Source organism: Pseudomonas sp. HT11, from assembly GCF_044875395.1.
In the GTDB taxonomy this organism is placed as follows: Bacteria; Pseudomonadota; Gammaproteobacteria; order Pseudomonadales; family Pseudomonadaceae; genus Aquipseudomonas.
Map to the genome: position 1 here is coordinate 1,363,104 of NZ_CP173217.1, position 18,430 is coordinate 1,381,533.

Consider the following 18,430-nt stretch of genomic DNA (forward strand, 5'->3'; position numbering starts at 1 on the left):
GAGACAACCTGTCGTGAGCAAATCCCGCGCCGTTCCTGGCACGTGCTGGATCAGAAATAACGGTTCGGACATGCCTTCGGCCAAACGCAACGGACTATAAACAGACGCCGGATAGCTTAAGCGGTTCGGTGACGCAGGAAAATTGATTGATGGCGGCGTGATGGCCTTGCATGTGAAACAAGTTATGTATCAGTCAGCTTATCGCTAGCTGGCTCACCGCTATCGGAGGCAAGCCCCCTCCCACCTTTATTTGCGTTCTGTGCACGCTACATCAAATCCCATTGATAAATGAGGCCATCCGCTCAGCTATACTCCCCTCCATTTGAATGGCCCTTCGAGGAATTACTGTGAAGAACTGGACCTTGCGCCAACGGATTTTGGCGAGCTTTGCGGTCATTATCGCGATCATGCTGTCAATGGTTGTGGTCTCTTATTCACGGTTGCTGAAGATTGAGGTCAGCGAGACGGCTGTCCGCGATGACGCGGTGCCGGGGGTTTATCTGAGCTCGATGATCCGCAGTGCCTGGGTCGACAGCTACCTGCAAACCCTGGCATTGCTCGGTCTGCGTGACGACAAGGGCCTGACCGATGCCGACAGGGCTGACTTCAAGTCATTTGAAGGGCGTGTCCGGGAGCAGATGGCCAACTACCAGCACACCATCAACGGTCGCGATGACCAGTCCGAGTTCGACAAGTTCGAAGCCCTGCACCAGGCCTATAACAAGAGCCTGGCCATCGTGCTCGACGCCCTGCAGCGCAATGACCTGGTTGCTGCACGCAAGGAATTCAACGCCAACCTGACGCCCGCCTGGACGGCAGGACGCATGAAGCTCAACGACATCATTACCGAGAACAAAGACGTCGCCGACCGTGCAACCACGGCGATTGATGACGCGGTGTCGGCTGCCAAAGTCAGCATGTTCGTGTCGCTGGCCCTGGCCATTCTCGCCGCCGGCCTGTGTGGCCTGCTGTTGATGCGCGCCATCATGGCGCCGATGCAGCGCATCGTGGCGATCCTCGGCACCATGCGTGACGGCGATTTGAGCAAGCGCCTGAACCTGGAGCGCAAGGACGAATTCGGCGCCGTCGAAACCGGCTTCAACGATATGATGACCGAGCTGACGGCCCTGGTGTCCCAGGCCCAGCGCTCGTCGGTGCAGGTGACCACCTCGGTCACCGAGATTGCCGCTACCTCCAAGCAGCAACAGGCCACCGCCACCGAAACCGCGGCAACGACCACCGAGATCGGCGCAACGTCGCGGGAGATCGCCGCCACGTCCAAGGACCTGGTACGTACCATGACCGAAGTGTCCACCGCTGCCGACCAGGCGTCGGTCGCTGCCGGTTCTGGCCAACAGGGCCTGGCGCGCATGGAAGAAACCATGCACTCGGTGATGGGCGCCGCCGACCTGGTCAATGCCAAATTGGCGATCCTCAATGAGAAGGCCGGCAACATCAACCAAGTGGTGGTGACCATCGTCAAGGTCGCCGACCAGACCAACCTGTTGTCGCTCAACGCTGCTATCGAGGCCGAAAAGGCCGGTGAATACGGCCGCGGTTTCGCCGTGGTTGCCACTGAAGTGCGCCGCTTGGCCGACCAGACCGCCGTGGCCACCTACGACATCGAGCAGATGGTGCGCGAGATCCAGTCAGCAGTGTCGGCCGGCGTAATGGGCATGGACAAATTCTCCGAGGAAGTGCGCCGCGGCATGTTCGAAGTGCAGCAAGTGGGCGAGCAACTGTCGCAGATCATTCATCAGGTGCAGGCGTTGGCGCCACGCGTGTTGATGGTCAACGAAGGCATGCAGGCCCAGGCCACCGGTGCCGAGCAGATCAACCACGCACTGGTGCAACTGGGCGATGCCAGCAGCCAGACCGTCGAATCCCTGCGCCAGGCCAGCTTTGCCATTGATGAATTGAGCCAGGTTGCGGTCGGTCTGCGCAGCGGCGTGTCGCGTTTCAAAGTCTGATGAGCGACCTCGCGGCTAAACGCGGCGCCGTCCCGGCAGCGAAAAAGGCGTTGTTTCTGGTGTTTCACATCGGCGGCGAACGTTATGCCCTCAAAGCCACGGAAGTGGCCGAGGTGCTGCCGCGCCTGCCGCTCAAACCCATCGCACATGCGCCGGTCTGGGTGGCGGGGATTTTTGCCCACCGTGGCGCGCTGGTGCCGGTGATCGACCTGTGTGCGCTGACCTTCGGCACGCCGGCCCAAGCCCGCACCAGTACGCGGTTGGTGCTGGTCAACTACCAGCCGCAACCGTGGGTTGAAGCGCGCTGGCTGGGGCTGATCCTGGAACAGGCCACCGACACCCTGCGCTGCGGCCTTGGGGAGTTCAAGCCGTATGGCCTGGACAATCGCGAGGCACCCTACCTGGGGCTGGTGCGTGAGGACGCCTTGGGCTTGATGCAATGGATTGGTGTCAACGAATTGCTCACCGAGCCCGTGCGCACCTTGCTGTTTTCTGCCGAGCTGAGTCTATGAGCAACGACCCGCGCTTCTTTGCCTTCTTGAAGGAACGCATCGGCCTGGACGTCTCGTCTGTGGGCGAGGCGATCATCGAGCGCGCGGTGCGCCAGCGCAGCCAGATTGTGCAGGCGCAGACGCCAGAGGCTTACTGGAGGCATCTGCAGAGCTCGCATGATGAGCAGCAGGCGCTGATCGAAGCGGTGATCGTGCCCGAGACCTGGTTTTTCCGTTACCCCGAATCCTTTGCCACCCTGGCGCGGCTGGCCAAGGCGCGGCTGGCCGAGATCAAGCAGATGCGCGCGCTGCGTATTCTGAGCTTGCCGTGTTCCACCGGCGAAGAGCCGTATTCGATTGCCATGGCCCTGCTCGATGCGGGCCTGGCGCCGCATCAATTCAAGGTGCTGGGTCTGGATGTCAGCCCGTTGTCGGTGGAGCGCGCCAAGCGTGGCGTGTATGGCAAGAATTCGTTTCGCGGCAGCGACATCGACTTTCGCGAGCGCCATTTCACCGAGGAGGCCGACGGTTTTCGCATCGCCGACCGGGTGCGCGAACAAGTGCGCCTGCAAGTCGGCAACCTGCTCGATCCGGGCCTGCTGGCCAATGAGCCGAGCTACGACTTCGTGTTTTGCCGCAACTTGCTGATCTACTTTGACCAGCCGACCCAAAAGCAAGTCTTTGATGTGCTCAAGGGCCTGACTCATCAGGACGGCGTGCTGTTTATCGGCCCGGCCGAAGGCAGCCTGTTGGGGCGCCATGGCATGCGCTCGATTGGCATACCGCAATCTTTTGCCTTCAGTCGGCACGTCGAGCCGGTCAAGCCTGAGCCGGTATTCGTGCCCGTGCCTGCGCCGGTTCCGCAGCGCAGTGCCGCACCGATTCCGGTCAAGCCACGGCCGTTCAGCACGGTCAGCGCGCAGGTGGTGCCGATCAAGGCGTCGCAGACGGATGCCGGCGACTTGCTCGGCCGTATCGCCACGCTGGCCAATGAAGGCAAGAGCGCCGAAGCCCGCGCCGCCTGTGAGCAGTATTTGAGTAACCATCCGCCGGCCGCCCAGGTGTTTTATTGGCTGGGGTTGCTCAGCGATGTAGCCGGCAGCGCCCTGGAAGCCCAGGGCTATTATCGAAAAGCCTTGTACCTGGAGCCGCAGCACCCGCAGGCCTTGATGCACCTGGCGGCGTTGCTTGAGTCCCAGGGCGACAGTGCGGGGGCGCGCCGTTTGCAGGCGCGGGCCGCGCGTAGCGAGCGAGCTGACAGTGAGTCCAAACGATGAGTAGCACCGACGCGCTCAACACCGCAAGCCTGGATCTGACCCTGGCCGACACCCAAGCCATTGACGACTGCTGGAACCGCATCGGCATCCATGGCGACAAGTCCTGCCCGCTGTTGGCGGAGCATATTCACTGCCGCAACTGCTCGGTGTATTCCGCTGCCGCCACCCGGTTGCTCGACCGTTACGCCTTGCAGCAGGGCGGTGAGCGCGCCTATGCCGTGGCTGAACTCGACGAAGACATCGTTACCCGTTCCCTGTTGATGTTCCGTCTTGGCGAGGAATGGCTGGGCATCGCCACCCGGTGCCTGGTCGAAGTGGCGCCGCTGCAGCCGATTCATTCGCTGCCGCACCAGCGTTCCCGGGCGCTGCTTGGCGTGGCCAATGTGCGTGGCGCCTTGGTTGCATGCCTGTCGTTGGTGGAGCTGCTGGGGCTGGACGCGACCAGCAACGGTGCCAGTGGCGGGCGCATCATGCCGCGCATGTTGATCATCGCCGCGCAGGACGGCCCGGTCGTGGTGCCGGTCGATGAAGTTGACGGCATCCACGCCATCGACGAGCGCACCTTGAAGGCCGCATCGGCGTCCGGCACCCAGGCGAGTGCGCGCTTCACCCAGGGCGTGTTGCAGTGGAAAGGCCGCAGCCTGCGTTGGCTGGACGAGGCGCAATTGTTGTCCGCCGTGACCCGGAGCCTCTCATGACCCCCGAGCAGATGCGCGATGCCTCGCTGCTGGAGCTGTTCAGCCTGGAAGCCGATGCGCAAACCCAGGTGCTGAGCGCCGGCCTGCTGGCGCTTGAGCGCAACCCGACCCAGGCCGACCAGTTGGAGGCGTGCATGCGCGCCGCGCATTCGCTCAAGGGCGCGGCGCGGATTGTCGGGGTGGACGCTGGGGTCAGCGTGGCCCACGTCATGGAGGATTGCCTGGTCAGCGCCCAGGAAAGCCGCCTGTACTTGCAACCCGAACATATCGACGCGTTGCTGCAAGGCACCGACCTGCTGATGCGCATCGCCACGCCCGGCAACGACGTTGGCCCGGCGGATATCCAGGCTTATGTGGCGTTGATGGAGCGCTTGCTCGATCCGTCGCAGCCGACCGCCAACATCGCGCCACCGCCGCCTGCGCAATCTGCACCGGCGCCGATTATCGAAGAGCCGCCGCCGGAACCCGAGCCTGCGCCGCCCGTGACCAGCGAGCCGCCACGCCAGAACAAACGCATGACCGAAGGCGGCGAACGTGTGCTGCGGGTCACCGCCGAGCGCTTGAACAGCCTGCTCGACCTGTCGAGTAAATCCCTGGTGGAAACCCAGCGGCTCAAGCCTTACCTGGCGAGCATGCAGCGCCTCAAACGCATTCAAAGCAACAGCGCCCGCGCCCTGGACACATTGGACGGCCAGCTCAAAGCCCTGGATTTGAACCTCGAAGCCCAGGAAGCGCTGGCCGACACCCGGCGCCTGTTAAGCGAAGCCCAGGCCTTGCTGGCGGAAAAAACCGCCGAGCTGGACGAGTTCGGCTGGCAGGCCGGGCAGCGTGCCCAAGTGCTTTACGACACCGCGCTGGCCTGCCGCATGCGTCCGTTTGCCGATGTACTGGCCGGTCAAGTGCGTATGGTCCGCGACCTGGGCCGCAGCCTTGGCAAGCAAGTGCGCCTGGAAATCGAAGGCGAAAAAACCCAGGTTGACCGCGACGTACTGGAAAAGCTCGAAGCCCCGCTCACGCACCTCTTACGCAATGCCGTCGATCACGGTATCGAAATGCCCGAGCAGCGCATGCTGGCCGGTAAGCCGGCCGAGGGCCTGATCCGCCTGCGCGCCTCGCACCAGGCAGGTTTGCTGGTGCTGGAGTTGAGCGACGACGGCAACGGCGTCGATCTTGAGCGCCTGCGCGGCACCATCGTCGAGCGGCACCTGTCGCCACTGGAAACCGCTCAGCGCCTGAGTGAGGAAGAATTGCTGACGTTCCTGTTCCTGCCGGGGTTCAGCCTGCGCGACAAGGTCACCGAAGTGTCCGGGCGCGGCGTCGGCCTGGATGCGGTGCAGCATATGGTGCGCCAACTGCGCGGCGCGGTGGTGCTGGAGCAGGCGGCGGGGCGCGGCAGCCGCTTCCACCTTGAGGTGCCGCTGACCCTGTCGGTGGTGCGCAGTTTGGTGGTGGAAGTCGGCGAGGAAGCCTATGCGTTCCCGCTGGCGCACATCGAACGCATGTGCGACCTGGCCCCCGATGACATCGTGCAACTGGAAGGCCGCCAGCATTTCTGGCACGAGGGCCGCCACGTCGGCCTGGTCGCCGCCAGCCAGTTGCTGCAGCGCCCCCCGGGGCAGAGCAATGAGGAGACGCTTAAAGTCGTGGTGATCCGCGAGCGCGATGCGGTGTATGGCATCGCGGTGGAGCGCTTTATCGGCGAGCGCACGCTGGTGGTGTTGCCGCTGGATGATCGCCTCGGCAAGGTTCAGGATATTTCTGCCGGTGCCTTGCTGGACGACGGCTCGGTGGTGTTGATCGTCGACGTTGAAGACATGCTGCGTTCGGTGGACAAGCTGCTCAATACCGGCCGCCTGGAACGCATCGCCCGGCGTAGCCAGCAGGCCACCGAGGCGCCGCGTAAACGCGTGCTGGTGGTGGACGACTCGCTCACTGTGCGTGAGCTGCAACGCAAATTGTTACTTAATCGCGGTTATGAAGTGGCTGTCGCGGTCGATGGCATGGATGGCTGGAACGCGTTGCGTTCCGAAGACTTCGACCTGCTCATCACTGACATTGATATGCCTCGCATGGACGGTATTGAATTGGTCACACTCTTGCGCCGTGACAGTCGCCTGCAATCGTTGCCGGTGATGGTGGTGTCGTACAAGGATCGCGAAGAAGACCGGCGTCGTGGACTGGATGCCGGCGCCGACTATTATTTAGCTAAAGCCAGTTTCCATGACGATGCCTTGCTGGACGCCGTGATGGAACTGATCGGAGGCGCACGGGCATGAGGATTGCGATCGTCAATGACATGCCCATGGCGGTGGAGGCCTTGCGCCGCGCCTTGAGTTTTGAACCCGCGCACCAGGTGGTGTGGGTGGCCAGCAACGGTCTGGAAGCCGTGCAGCACTGCGCCGAGGTGGTCCCGGACCTGATCCTGATGGACCTGATCATGCCGGTGATGGATGGCGTGGAGGCCACGCGGCGGATCATGGCCGAGACCCCGTGCCCGATCGTGATCGTCACCGTCGACCGCCAGGCCAATGTCAGCCGCGTGTTCGAAGCCATGGGCCATGGCGCCCTGGATGTGGTGGATACGCCGGCGCTGGGCGTTGGCAACGCCAAGGATGCGGCGGCGCCGTTGCTGCGCAAAATCCTCAATATTGGCTGGCTGGTCGGCCAGCGCGGCAGCCGGGTGCGCACCGAAACGGCGCCCCAGCGCGGCACCGGCAAGCGTCAAAGCCTGGTGGCGATTGGTTCCTCGGCAGGCGGGCCGGCTGCCCTGGAAATCCTGCTCAAGGGTTTGCCACGGGACTTTTCGGCGGCCATCGTGCTGGTGCAGCATGTGGATCAGGTGTTCGCCGCGGGCATGGCCGAGTGGCTGAGCAGCGCGTCCGGCCTGCCGGTGCGCCTGGCGCGTGAGGGCGAGCCGCCACAAAGCGGTGTGGTCCTGCTGGCCGGCACCAACCACCACATCCGCCTGTTGAAAAACGGCACGCTGGCCTATACCGCAGAGCCGGTTAACGAGATTTACCGGCCTTCCATCGACGTGTTTTTTGAAAGCGTCGCCAGCCATTGGAACGGCGACGCCGTCGGCGTATTGCTGACCGGCATGGGTCGCGACGGCGCCCAGGGGCTCAAATTGCTGCGTGAACAAGGATATTTGACCATCGCCCAGGATCAACAGAGCTCGGCGGTGTATGGCATGCCCAAAGCGGCGGCGGCCATTGATGCCGCTGTTGAAATTCGCCCACTGGACAGAATTGCGCCCCGATTGCTGGAGGTCTTTGCAAAATGATCAAACCCTCCGCGGTGCCGGCATGCAGGAAAGTAATTCAGGTGACTGCACATGAATGATTTACAGATCGACGACATCAAGACCGACGAAAATGCCGCCATGGTGTTGCTGGTCGACGACCAGGCCATGATCGGCGAAGCGGTGCGGCGCGGCCTGGCCCATGAGGAAAACATCGACTTCCACTTTTGCGCCGACCCGCATCAGGCGATTGCCCAGGCGATTCGCATCAAGCCCACGGTGATCCTGCAGGATCTGGTCATGCCGGGCCTTGATGGCCTGACGCTGGTGCGTGAATACCGCAACCATCCGGCCACCGCGAATATCCCGATCATCGTGCTGTCGACCAAGGAAGACCCGCTGATCAAGAGCGCGGCGTTCGCGGCCGGGGCCAACGACTATTTGGTCAAGCTGCCGGACAACATCGAGCTGGTGGCGCGCATCCGCTATCACTCGCGTTCGTACATGACGCTGTTGCAGCGGGATGCGGCGTATCGGGCGCTGCGGGTCAGCCAGCAGCAGTTGCTGGACACCAATCTGGTGCTGCAACGGTTGATGAACTCCGACGGTCTTACCGGGCTGTCCAATCGCCGGCACTTCGATGAGTACCTTGAGCTGGAATGGCGTCGCGCCATGCGTGACCAGACTCAGTTGTCGTTGTTGATGATCGATGTGGATTTCTTCAAGACCTACAACGACAGCTTTGGCCATGTCGAAGGTGACGAAGCGTTGCGCAAAGTCGCTGCGACGATCCGCGAAGCCAGCAGTCGTCCTTCCGATCTGCCGGCACGCTATGGCGGTGAAGAGTTTGCGCTGGTGCTGCCGAACACCTCGCCGGGCGGCGCACGCCTGGTGGCAGAAAAGCTGCGCATGGCCGTGGCGGCGCTGAAAATCCCGCACATTGCCCCGGCCGAAGGCGCCAGCCTGACCATCAGCATTGGCCTGTCGACCCTGACGCCGGTGCAGGGCACGGATTGCCGGCAGCTGATCATGGCGGCGGATAAAGGCTTGTACACGGCCAAGCACAATGGGCGCAATCAGGTCGGTATCGAGTGACCTGAGGCCGTGCCCCATTCAATGTGGGAGGGGGCTAGCCCCCGATAGCGGTGGGGCAGTCACAACATCATTGACTGACAGGCTGCCAGCGGGGGCAAGCCCCTCCCATATTTGGATCTTCATGGGGCTTGGATTGTGTACAAATCCGGCCTTTTCGCCAAGCGGGCTGCCGTTCCCGCTGGTTTGTCGTTATACTCGTCGGCTTTCAAAAGTTCGCCAACGAGTGCTGCCCGCCATGGAAATCAACCCGATCCTTAACACCATCAAGGACCTGTCCGAGCGCTCCGAAACTATTCGGGGGTATCTTTGACTACGATCAAAAGCATGAGCGTCTGACCGAAGTCAATCGCGAGCTTGAAGATCCGGCTGTCTGGAACAAACCTGAATACGCCCAGGAACTGGGCCGCGAGCGCGCTGCGCTGGCACAGATCGTCGACACGCTCGACGAACTGAACACCGGTCTGGGCGATTGCCGCGACCTGCTGGACATGGCCGTCGAAGAAAACGACGAAGGCGCAGTGGGCGATGTCGTCGCCGAGCTGGCCCGTCTCGAGGAAAACCTCGCCAAGCTTGAATTCCGCCGCATGTTCAGCCACGAAATGGACCCGAACAACGCCTACCTGGACATCCAGGCCGGTTCCGGCGGCACCGAGGCCCAGGACTGGGCCAACATCCTGTTGCGCATGTACCTGCGCTGGGCTGACAAACGCGGTTTCGACGCGACCATCATGGAGCTGTCGGCCGGTGAAGTCGCTGGCATCAAAGGCGCGACCGTGCACATCAAGGGTGAATACGCCTTTGGCTGGCTGCGCACCGAGATCGGCGTGCACCGCCTGGTGCGCAAGAGCCCATTCGACTCCGGCAACCGTCGCCATACCTCGTTCTCGGCGGTGTTCGTCTCGCCAGAGATCGACGACAAGGTCGAAATCGAGATCAACCCGGCCGACCTGCGGATCGACACCTATCGCTCCTCCGGTGCCGGTGGTCAGCACGTAAACACCACCGACTCGGCCGTACGTATTACCCACGTACCGACCAACACCGTGGTCAGCTGCCAGAACGAACGTTCCCAGCACGCGAACAAGGACACCGCCATGAAAATGCTGCGGGCCAAGTTGTACGAGCAGGAAATGCAGAAGCGCAACGCCGCGTCCCAGGCGCTGGAAGACACCAAGTCGGATATCGGCTGGGGTCACCAGATCCGTTCGTATGTGCTTGATGCGTCGCGGATCAAGGATCTGCGCACTAACATCGAGCGCAGTGACTGCGACAAGGTGCTCGATGGCGACATTGACGAATACCTGGAAGCCAGCCTGAAATCGGGCTTGTAATACATGCAATGCGGGATTGGCTGACACCCCTCGATCCCTGTGGGAGCGGGCTTGCCCGCGATCCCCAGCCACAGGCTGGGGCAACGAACCTGATGGAAAATTTAAAGACATGAGCGACCAACAACTCGACCCGCAAGCCCTGCAACAGGAAGAAAACTCCCTGATCGCCCTGCGCAAGGAAAAGCTTGCTGCCGAGCGCGCCAAGGGCAATGCCTTCCCCAACGACTTCCGCCGCGAAAACTACTGCGATGCCTTGCAGAAGCAGTACGCGGACAAGACCAAGGAAGAGCTGGCAGAGGCTGCAATCCCGGTCAAGGTTGCCGGTCGCATCATGCTCAACCGTGGCTCGTTCATGGTGATCCAGGACATGACCGGCCGCATCCAGGTCTACGTCAACCGTAAAACCCTGCCGGAAGAAACCCTGGCCTCGGTGAAAACCTGGGACATGGGCGACATCATTGCCGCTGAAGGCACCCTGGCCCGTTCCGGCAAGGGCGACCTGTACGTCGAAATGACCAGCGTGCGCCTGCTGACCAAATCCCTGCGCCCGCTGCCGGACAAGCACCACGGCCTGACCGACACCGAACAGCGCTATCGCCAGCGCTACGTTGACCTGATCGTCAACGAAGACGTGCGCCAGACCTTCCGCGTGCGTTCGCAAGTCATCGCCCACATCCGCAGCTTCCTGATGAAGCGTGACTTCCTGGAAGTGGAAACGCCGATGCTGCAAACCATCCCCGGTGGTGCCGCAGCCAAGCCGTTCGAAACCCACCACAACGCGCTGGACATGGAAATGTTCCTGCGCATTGCGCCTGAGCTGTACCTCAAGCGCCTGGTGGTTGGCGGCTTCGAAAAAGTCTTCGAGATCAACCGCAACTTCCGTAACGAAGGCGTCTCGACCCGTCACAACCCAGAATTCACCATGTTGGAGTTCTACCAGGCTTACGCCGACTACGAAGACAACATGGACCTGACCGAAGAGTTGTTCCGCGAGCTGGCGCAGCTGGTCCTGGGCAGCACCGACGTGCCGTACGGCGACAAGGTGTTCCACTTCGGCGAGCCGTTCGTGCGCCTGTCGGTGTTCGACTCGATCCTCAAGTACAACCCTGAGCTGACCGCTGACGACCTGAATGACATCGACAAGGCCCGCGCCATCGCCAAGAAAGCCGGCGCCAAGGTGCTGGGTTTTGAAGGCCTGGGCAAATTGCAGGTGATGATTTTCGAAGAGCTGGTTGAGCACAAGCTGGAGCAGCCGCACTTCATCACCCAGTACCCGTTCGAAGTGTCGCCGTTGGCCCGTCGCAACGATGACAACCCGAACGTCACCGACCGTTTCGAGCTGTTCATTGGCGGGCGCGAAATCGCCAACGCTTATTCCGAGCTTAACGATGCTGAAGACCAGGCCGAGCGCTTCATGGCCCAGGTGGCCGACAAGGACGCTGGCGACGACGAGGCGATGCACTACGACGCCGACTTCGTCCGCGCCCTGGAATACGGCATGCCGCCAACCGCCGGTGAAGGTATCGGCATCGACCGGTTGGTGATGTTGTTGACCAACTCGCCGTCGATCCGCGATGTGATCTTGTTCCCGCACATGCGGCCACAAGCGTAACCGTAGTGAAATCCGAAGCCGCCTTTTATAAGGCGGCTTTTTTATGTGGCGTATTCAGCCGTCAAGAGAACGGCGCCAGGTGATCGTTCCCACACTGTGCGTAGGAACGCAGCCCGTGACGCTCCGCGTCACCCTTTAAAGGAAGATCTGTCGTGAACCGCGTAATGGCTCAAGAAGGTGCCGCCGGCATTGCTGCTGCCGTGGCTGAAAGTGTTCAGTACCAGGGCCGTAAGGCCAGTCGGCGGGGCAGCGAGCAGCGCAGGCAGGATATTCTCGATGCGGCCATGCGCATCGTCGTGCGCGATGGTGTACGTGGCGTGCGCCACCGCGCCGTGGCGGCAGAGGCGGGCGTGCCGTTGTCGGCCACCACCTATTATTTCAAGGACATCGATGACCTGCTCACCGATACCTTCGCCCAATACGTAGAACGCAGCGCTGCCTTCATGGGCAAGCTGTGGGTGCGCAACGAAGGCCTGCTGCGCGAGATGGTCGCCTATGGCGATGGCAGCCCGCAGTCGCGCTCGCAATTGGCCGATGACATTGCGCGGCTCACCGCCGACTACGTGATGCGCCAACTGACCAACCGCCGCGAACACCTGATGGCCGAGCAGGCCTTTCGCCAGGAAGCCTTGCTCAACCCGCGTCTGGCGCAACTGGTGCGGTCCCATCAGCAGATTCTGTTGCAGGGCACCGGGCAGTTTTTCCAGGTCTTGGGTTCTCGGGAGCCGCAACAGGATGCCAAAGTGTTGACGGCGATAATCGGTCGGATGGAATATCAGGGCCTGCTTGGCGGCCCAGAGCCTCTGACCGGTGAAGAGATGCTTGAGATCCTCAAGCGTTATATGCATTTGGTGCTGGCTTCGGTCTAGCACACCCTGTGCGCTATCCGCTTTATGTGGGGGCTGGCGTTCCTGCGATAGCATCGCCTTGGATTACCCGATGCACCGAGGCGCCTGTATCGCACGCAAGCCAGCTCCGACACCTGATGGAGTACGCAATGAAAGCCTGGCATGTCGCGTTGATCGCCTTGTCGTTCCTGTTGCTCAGCGGTTGCCTGGTGACTTTCAAGGACCCGCTGCTGGCGCGCGACGCTGCGCCGGCCGCCTTGCTTGGCCATTGGTCGAGCAAGAATGCCTGGGGCGAGCCGCTTAACCTGCAGATCACGCGCGTCGGCGAGCACCGCTATAAAGCCGTGAGCTACCCTAAAGCCAAGCCGGTCCAGCGCGATGAGTACCTGTTTACCGTGGTGCGCCATGGCAACCGCTGGTATTTGTCGGCGCCGTTGCCGGACAAGCTGGGTGGGCATTTCATCCTCGCCGGCTTTGACTTTGAAAACGAAGGCGACAAAAAGCCTGAATTGGTGGTCTACAACCTCGACCTTGAGCAGATCCACCAAGCCATCGGCCAACACGTGCTGCACGGCAGCACCGTCGACACGGTCGAAGGCGCCGGCGTGCTGGTGGACAGCTCCATGGACCAGGTGTTTGCCTACCTGGATGACCCGGCCAATGCCGATGTGTTCGTTGAAGCCGTGCGCTACCAGCGCGCGGGCAAATAACGTTTAAAGAGGAAGCACCGGGTGGACGATTACCAGCAGACGATACGCACCTTGTCTGATCGCATTGTGCTGGCGCAAACACCGATTCGCGTCCTCGACGCCGTGAAGTGGGACGAGAACATTCGTCAGGGTTTCCTCAAGGCCAAGGGCAAGGCGATGCCGGCCGTGGACCGCGACTACTACCTGAACCGGCCACTGTCGTTCGATTCCAGTGCAGTCAAGCTGGAGTTCCAGAACATCGAGCGCGACATCACCCGCCGCCTCGGCCAGTTCAGCCCGGTGGGGCAGATCATGCGGCGCATGTGCCGTGAATACCGCATGGTGGTGCGCATGCTCGAAGCGCGCGGCACCGAGGATTTCGGTCTGATCTCCCAGGAGCTGTATGGCGCCGCCTCCGATGCGTTCCACGCCGGCGACCCGACCCTGGCCGACTTGGGCCTGATGCTGTCTGACTACCTGAACAACATCGACGGCCGTGGCGACCTCAAGGACGAAGCCAAGACCCTCACCGCCAAGGATGCAGTGGCGTTGCTGCAAACCCGCCTGAACAAGGTGTTTGGCGAAGCCGAAGAAACCATCCGCGTGTTTGAGTCCGACGGGATTGTCGCGGACGCGGCGGCTGGCGCCGACTACATCAAGATTCGCGCCGATGCGATGTTCAACGACCGCGATGTGCGCGCCCTGGAAGTGCATGAAGGCCTGGTGCACGTCGGCACCACGCTCAACGGTCAGAACCAGCCGATCTGCACCTTCCTGTCCAAGGGCCCGCCGTCGTCCACGGTGACCCAGGAAGGCCTGGCAATTCTGATGGAGATCATCACCTTCGCCTCCTACCCGAGCCGCTTGCGCAAATTGACCAACCGCACCCGTGCCATCCATATGGTCGAGGAGGGCGCCGATTTCCTGCAGGTGTTCGAATTCTTCCGTGAGCAAGGCTTTGAGATGGCCGAAAGCTACGGCAATGCCAGCCGGGTTTTCCGCGGCTCGACGCCGACCGGTCTGCCGTTTACCAAGGATTTGTCCTACCTCAAGGGCTTTATCATGGTCTACAACTACATCCAGCTGGCCGTGCGCAAAGGCAAGCTGGAACAAGTGCCGCTGCTGTTCTGCGGCAAGACCACGCTGGAAGACATGCGCACCCTGCGCCAATTGGTCGATGAAGGCCTGGTGGTGCCGCCCAAGTACCTGCCCGAGCAGTTTCGCGACATGAACGCGCTGGCGGCGTGGATGTGCTTCTCCAACTTCCTCAACCACTTGAGCCTGGACCGGATCGAGGCGGATTACTCGAATATCCTGTAGGCGATAGTCCTGAAAAACCGGATCAAAAGGTGGGCGCTGGCAAGCCAGCTCCCACCTTTGATCTCTATTGATCTTAAGACTGATTTCCAACCCACTTACGAGGCTTCAACGGATGAGAATCCTCGGCATTCTTTGCCTGCTACTCACATTGAACGGCTGCAGCTCGCTGCTGTTCTACCCCGAACCCGGCCTGCCGTTCACGCCGGAAAAAGCCCATCTGCAGTACCGCGATGTCACCCTGACCACCGCCGACGGGGTAAAGCTTCACGCCTGGTGGCTGCCGGCCAAATCCGGCGTGCCAGTCAAAGGCACGGTGCTGCACTTGCATGGCAACGGCGGCAACCTGGCGTGGCACCTGGGGGGCAGTTGGTGGTTGCCGGAGCAGGGCTATCAAGTGCTGCTGCTGGACTACCGCGGGTACGGTTTGTCGGAAGGCAAGCCGTCGTTGCCGGCGATCTACCAGGACATTGATGCGGCGTTCAACTGGATCGACAAGGCGCCCGAAACCCAGGGTCAACCGTTGATTGTGTTGGGTCAAAGCCTGGGTGGGGCACTCGCTGTGCATTACCTGGCGGCGCACCCGCAGCGCCAGCCGCAGCTCAAGGCGCTGGTATTGGACGGGGTGCCCGCCAGTTATCGTGACGTAGGACAATTCGCTCTGAGTACGTCCTGGATAACATGGCCGTTTCAAGTGCCCCTGTCCTGGCTGGTGCCCGACGCTGACAGTGCGATCAACGCCATGCCGCAACTGACCGGCGTACCCAAGCTGCTGTTTCATAGCCTGGATGATCCGATCGTGCCGCTGGCCAATGGCATTCGCCTGTATCAGGCCGCGCCGCCGCCCAGGGTGTTGCAGTTGACGCGTGGCGGCCATGTGCAGACATTTGCCGACAAGACCTGGCAAACCGTGATGCTGCGTTATCTGGACGACCCGCAGCACTTCAACGGCCTGCGCCGCCTGGGGGAAATCCCCAACTACCCGAACCCTAACGTTGACACGTCAGAGAGCCCGCAATGAGCGAAGAACGCAACATGATCCCGCTGATCCTCACCGGCGTCGGCACCATCATCGGCACCGTCGGTTGCCTGTGGTATTACGGCTACCTGCACTTCGCCAAGCCGGAAGATGCGTTGCTGCTCAGCGACTTCACCCTGCTCAAGACGGTGCCGGGCGAGGACTACAAAATTTCCCTGACGCCAGCGGCGCAAGTGGCGCAGTGCGTCGACGGTGTGTTGGTGATGTTTGATACCGAACAAAAAGGCTTGAGCGGTGTGCTGGTGAACAACAAGAAGCAGGCCGTGCGCTGCATGGGCCAGGAGACGCCGCAACTGCAGGAGTGACCTGCGCTTCATCCCTGCCACATGATCACGGAAATATCTGGAACCGTATCGCGTAAGAAGCCACTGAATGACGTGTCAGTGTTGCTGATAGTTAATTTGCGTATATCGAATCCGGGAGAGTGATCATGGTTGGTGGAATTGGCGCGATCAGTAAGATGTTGGAAATGGCCCAGGGCGCAGCAAAGCTGGGGCAGGGCGGTGAGGACGGCGCTCAAGACGCCCAGAAGCAAGAGAAGCAAGACCCGATGAAGATGCTCATGGACATGCTGTCGAAGGCGGCGGGCGGGTCTCAGGGCGGCAGCGCCGAGGACCAGAAGGGCCCGCAGGAACTGGAGAAACTGATGGCGGGCCGACAAGGCATGGAGGCCATGATGCCCGCCGATGACAGCAGCCGTAAAATCGAAGTCTGAGGCATAAAAAAACCCACCAAAAGGTGGGTTTTTTTTACTGCTTCAATCGATCAATTAGCAACGGAAGAACGTGGCTTGACCGGCTGGTTGTCGTTGGAGATGGTCACTTCAACGCGACGGTTCATGGCACGGCCCGAGGCGCTGCCGTTGTCGGCAACCGGGTATTCCTTGCCGTAACCCTGGGTCACGATGCGCGAGATATCCACGCCTTGTTGAGCCAGTGCGCGCTGCACGGAAGCGGCACGACGCTCGGACAGGCTCTGGTTGTACGAGTCGGAGCCGGTGCTGTCGGTGTAGCCTTCGACGATCACTTTACGGTCCGGGTTGTCACGCAGGAACTGCGCCAGCTTGGTGATGTTGACCAGGCCGCTGGATTTCAGATCGGACTTGTTGGTGGCGAACAGCACATCACCGAAAGTCACCAGGGTGCCGCGATCAGTTTGCTTGGCGTTCAAGCTGTCTTGCAGTTGCTTGATCTGGGCGTCACGGGCTTGCAGCAGGGCGCGAGCACGTTCGTCGCCAGCGTTTTTCAGCTTGGCTTCGGATTCACGCAGCACGATGGTGTCTTTGGCCACTTCAACGCGCTGATTGGTCAGGTAGGCCAGTTGGTCGACCTTCTTCTCGTCTTCCTTGTCGCGGTAGGCCTTGTCAGCCTTGTCCAGCCAGTCGCTGGCGTCCTTGGTTTCCAGCGCCGCAAGCTTGGTGGCTTGTGGGTTGGTCTGCAGGGCCGAGAAGTTGGTCCGTGCGTTTTCCAGGTTCGCGTTCGGCGGGGTGGAGCAGGCCGCCAGGGCAACGCTCATCGCCAGCAGAGCAGGGATCATCAATTGTTTACGCATAGTCGTGTCGTCCTTTCAATTCGATTTCGGGTGCAATGCAATCAGGGGCGTTGGCTTATTGCTGTTGGATAACAGCTGGGCGCATGCCTTCCTGACGCAGCTCCTGAACAGCCTTCTGGGAGTCCTTCACAGCCTGTTGGGCTTTGGCGGCCTGGGCTTTGCGCTCTGCAACGCGAGCGTCCCACTCGGCTTGTTCGGCCAACTGACGAGCCTTGTCGTAGTTCTTGTCATGCATGGCGATTTCGGCTTCTTTGAGCTTGTCCTGAGCCGACTTCATTTCCACAGCTGCGTACTCGGTGCCGCCGGCGCTTACAGCGCTGTTGACCGCAGATTGGGTCACGGCGTATTGCTCGGTCGGTGGGTTGCCGGCGCAGCCCGCCAGAACGAAGCTGGTGCCGATTGCCAGCGCGGCCAATTTAAGCCCGCGCAGGTGGTTAAACGAGGTTTTGGCAGTGCTGGTCTTCATCGTCTTCAACTCCATTGGGTAACTCCTGAAAAACATCAAAATCCATGGCACTGGTCGGCGGTTCGGGTCTCGGCGGCAAGGCTCGAAACACTTATTCAAACGGCCGTTCCAAGTGATGGCTTACTGGTTGTGACCGGAGGCTTTTTTCAAAAGTTCAGAGAAGATGGCGAATTGCCTAAAAAAATATCTGACTGAATGGTCAGCGTTTAAAAGTTGGAACTTTCGACGCGCGCAGAGGTACCCAGGGCCCGTGAAAGGCCCGGAATACTTGGGTCAAAAGAGATTTTGCAGGTGTGTATCAGTGCTGCTGTTCGTCAGCACTGTCTGACAAATCATGCAGATAGCGCCGGGACAACGTGAGAAAGCGTGGCGTCGGGCCCACGTCTTCGTAGAGGGGATCACCCTCTTCATCGGTGGCAATCACGTGCTGGCCCTTGACGTAGGGAAAGCTCGCTTCCAGCTCTTCAAGGGCGGCCCCGATCAGCTCGCCGAGCAGTTCTTCGGTGTGGCGCTTGGGGTACATCTCGGCAATGGCGGCCAGCCGTGCAGCAGACTCCACATCCAGATGAATCGCGTACTCGGTCTTGGTCAGGCGACCCGTGGCGTTCTCTTCCCAATGCTGGGCCAGTTCTCGAATCTTCATGGCAACCTCAATGAGCCCGCAGTAGCAGGCGGTGATGAGTGTCCGGCCGCCGACGCGGATAACGCGGCGACTCACGGTTGAGACTAGCTGCAACTCACAAGGTTTAAAGTGTCTTGTCAGAAACCGACGCGGGCGGCACTCTGGAACCCCTGCGCGTCCCGG

At 61.1% G+C, this 18,430-nt stretch carries 18 protein-coding genes; 15 read left to right on the plus strand and 3 right to left on the minus strand.

The features are described 5' to 3' along the window. Nucleotides 1–347: 347 nt before the first annotated feature. The 15 genes from ABWL43_RS06095 to ABWL43_RS06165 all read left to right on the plus strand — a co-directional run bounded on the left by ABWL43_RS06095 (nt 348) and on the right by ABWL43_RS06165 (nt 16,323). Nucleotides 348–1,970 carry a methyl-accepting chemotaxis protein gene (locus ABWL43_RS06095; protein ID WP_242194347.1) on the plus strand — a complete coding sequence of 541 codons (1,623 nt, stop codon included), beginning with the start codon at nt 348–350 and terminating at the stop codon, nt 1,968–1,970. Continuing rightward, entirely contained in the window at nt 1,970–2,482 is a 513-nt protein-coding gene (locus tag ABWL43_RS06100; protein ID WP_145161752.1) for a chemotaxis protein CheW, read from the plus strand. The genes ABWL43_RS06095 and ABWL43_RS06100 overlap by 1 nt, the downstream gene beginning before the upstream one ends. Continuing rightward, the gene (locus tag ABWL43_RS06105; protein WP_404487176.1) at nt 2,479–3,738 is read left to right on the plus strand and encodes a CheR family methyltransferase; all 1,260 of its coding nucleotides are present in this window, start codon (nt 2,479–2,481) and stop codon (nt 3,736–3,738) included. Before ABWL43_RS06100 ends, ABWL43_RS06105 begins: the two co-directional genes overlap by 4 nt. After that, a complete protein-coding gene (locus tag ABWL43_RS06110; protein ID WP_404487178.1) occupies nt 3,735–4,436 on the plus strand; it encodes a chemotaxis protein CheW in 702 nt (233 codons plus the stop codon). Before ABWL43_RS06105 ends, ABWL43_RS06110 begins: the two co-directional genes overlap by 4 nt. Beyond that, nucleotides 4,433–6,712 carry a hybrid sensor histidine kinase/response regulator gene (locus ABWL43_RS06115; protein ID WP_404487180.1) on the plus strand — a complete coding sequence of 760 codons (2,280 nt, stop codon included), beginning with the start codon at nt 4,433–4,435 and terminating at the stop codon, nt 6,710–6,712. Before ABWL43_RS06110 ends, ABWL43_RS06115 begins: the two co-directional genes overlap by 4 nt. Beyond that, nucleotides 6,709–7,719, plus strand: coding sequence for a chemotaxis response regulator protein-glutamate methylesterase (locus tag ABWL43_RS06120; RefSeq protein ID WP_145161771.1), 1,011 nt, complete (start codon nt 6,709–6,711; stop codon nt 7,717–7,719). The genes ABWL43_RS06115 and ABWL43_RS06120 overlap by 4 nt, the downstream gene beginning before the upstream one ends. A gap of 51 nt (nt 7,720–7,770) precedes the next feature. Beyond that, a complete protein-coding gene (locus ABWL43_RS06125; RefSeq protein ID WP_145161774.1) occupies nt 7,771–8,772 on the plus strand; it encodes a PleD family two-component system response regulator in 1,002 nt (333 codons plus the stop codon). Nucleotides 8,773–9,007: 235 nt separating this feature from the next. Then, a protein-coding gene (gene prfB, locus ABWL43_RS06130) for a peptide chain release factor 2 (RefSeq protein ID WP_096236834.1) occupies nt 9,008–10,103 on the plus strand; the annotation gives its coding sequence in 2 pieces (ribosomal slippage) (nt 9,008–9,079 and nt 9,081–10,103; 1,095 coding nt in all). 109 nt (nt 10,104–10,212) lie between these two features. Next, entirely contained in the window at nt 10,213–11,715 is a 1,503-nt protein-coding gene (gene lysS, locus ABWL43_RS06135; protein WP_145161776.1) for a lysine--tRNA ligase, read from the plus strand. Between the two features lie 152 nt (nt 11,716–11,867). Continuing rightward, a complete protein-coding gene (locus tag ABWL43_RS06140; protein WP_145161779.1) occupies nt 11,868–12,584 on the plus strand; it encodes a TetR/AcrR family transcriptional regulator in 717 nt (238 codons plus the stop codon). 128 nt (nt 12,585–12,712) lie between these two features. Then, on the plus strand, nt 12,713–13,273 hold the full coding sequence (locus ABWL43_RS06145; RefSeq protein ID WP_404487183.1) for a hypothetical protein: 561 nt from the start codon (nt 12,713–12,715) through the stop codon (nt 13,271–13,273). Between the two features lie 21 nt (nt 13,274–13,294). After that, entirely contained in the window at nt 13,295–14,572 is a 1,278-nt protein-coding gene (locus ABWL43_RS06150; RefSeq protein ID WP_106577204.1) for a flavohemoglobin expression-modulating QEGLA motif protein, read from the plus strand. Between the two features lie 112 nt (nt 14,573–14,684). After that, nucleotides 14,685–15,590 carry an alpha/beta hydrolase gene (locus ABWL43_RS06155; RefSeq protein ID WP_145161785.1) on the plus strand — a complete coding sequence of 302 codons (906 nt, stop codon included), beginning with the start codon at nt 14,685–14,687 and terminating at the stop codon, nt 15,588–15,590. Then, a complete protein-coding gene (locus tag ABWL43_RS06160; RefSeq protein ID WP_106577202.1) occupies nt 15,587–15,913 on the plus strand; it encodes a hypothetical protein in 327 nt (108 codons plus the stop codon). Before ABWL43_RS06155 ends, ABWL43_RS06160 begins: the two co-directional genes overlap by 4 nt. 125 nt (nt 15,914–16,038) lie before the next feature. Next, nucleotides 16,039–16,323 carry a hypothetical protein gene (locus tag ABWL43_RS06165; protein ID WP_242194332.1) on the plus strand — a complete coding sequence of 95 codons (285 nt, stop codon included), beginning with the start codon at nt 16,039–16,041 and terminating at the stop codon, nt 16,321–16,323. Between the two features lie 50 nt (nt 16,324–16,373). On the opposite strand, the gene ABWL43_RS06170 is transcribed toward ABWL43_RS06165, so the two are convergent. The 3 genes from ABWL43_RS06170 to ABWL43_RS06180 form a co-directional block, all read right to left on the minus strand. After that, on the minus strand, nt 16,374–17,159 hold the full coding sequence (locus ABWL43_RS06170; protein ID WP_106577200.1) for an OmpA family protein: 786 nt from the start codon (nt 17,157–17,159) through the stop codon (nt 16,374–16,376). Between the two features lie 55 nt (nt 17,160–17,214). Next, nucleotides 17,215–17,640 carry a DUF4398 domain-containing protein gene (locus tag ABWL43_RS06175; RefSeq protein WP_145161788.1) on the minus strand — a complete coding sequence of 142 codons (426 nt, stop codon included), beginning with the start codon at nt 17,638–17,640 and terminating at the stop codon, nt 17,215–17,217. Nucleotides 17,641–17,923: 283 nt separating this feature from the next. After that, a complete protein-coding gene (locus ABWL43_RS06180) occupies nt 17,924–18,268 on the minus strand; it encodes a pilin assembly protein (protein ID WP_145161793.1) in 345 nt (114 codons plus the stop codon). Nucleotides 18,269–18,430 lie beyond the last annotated feature (162 nt).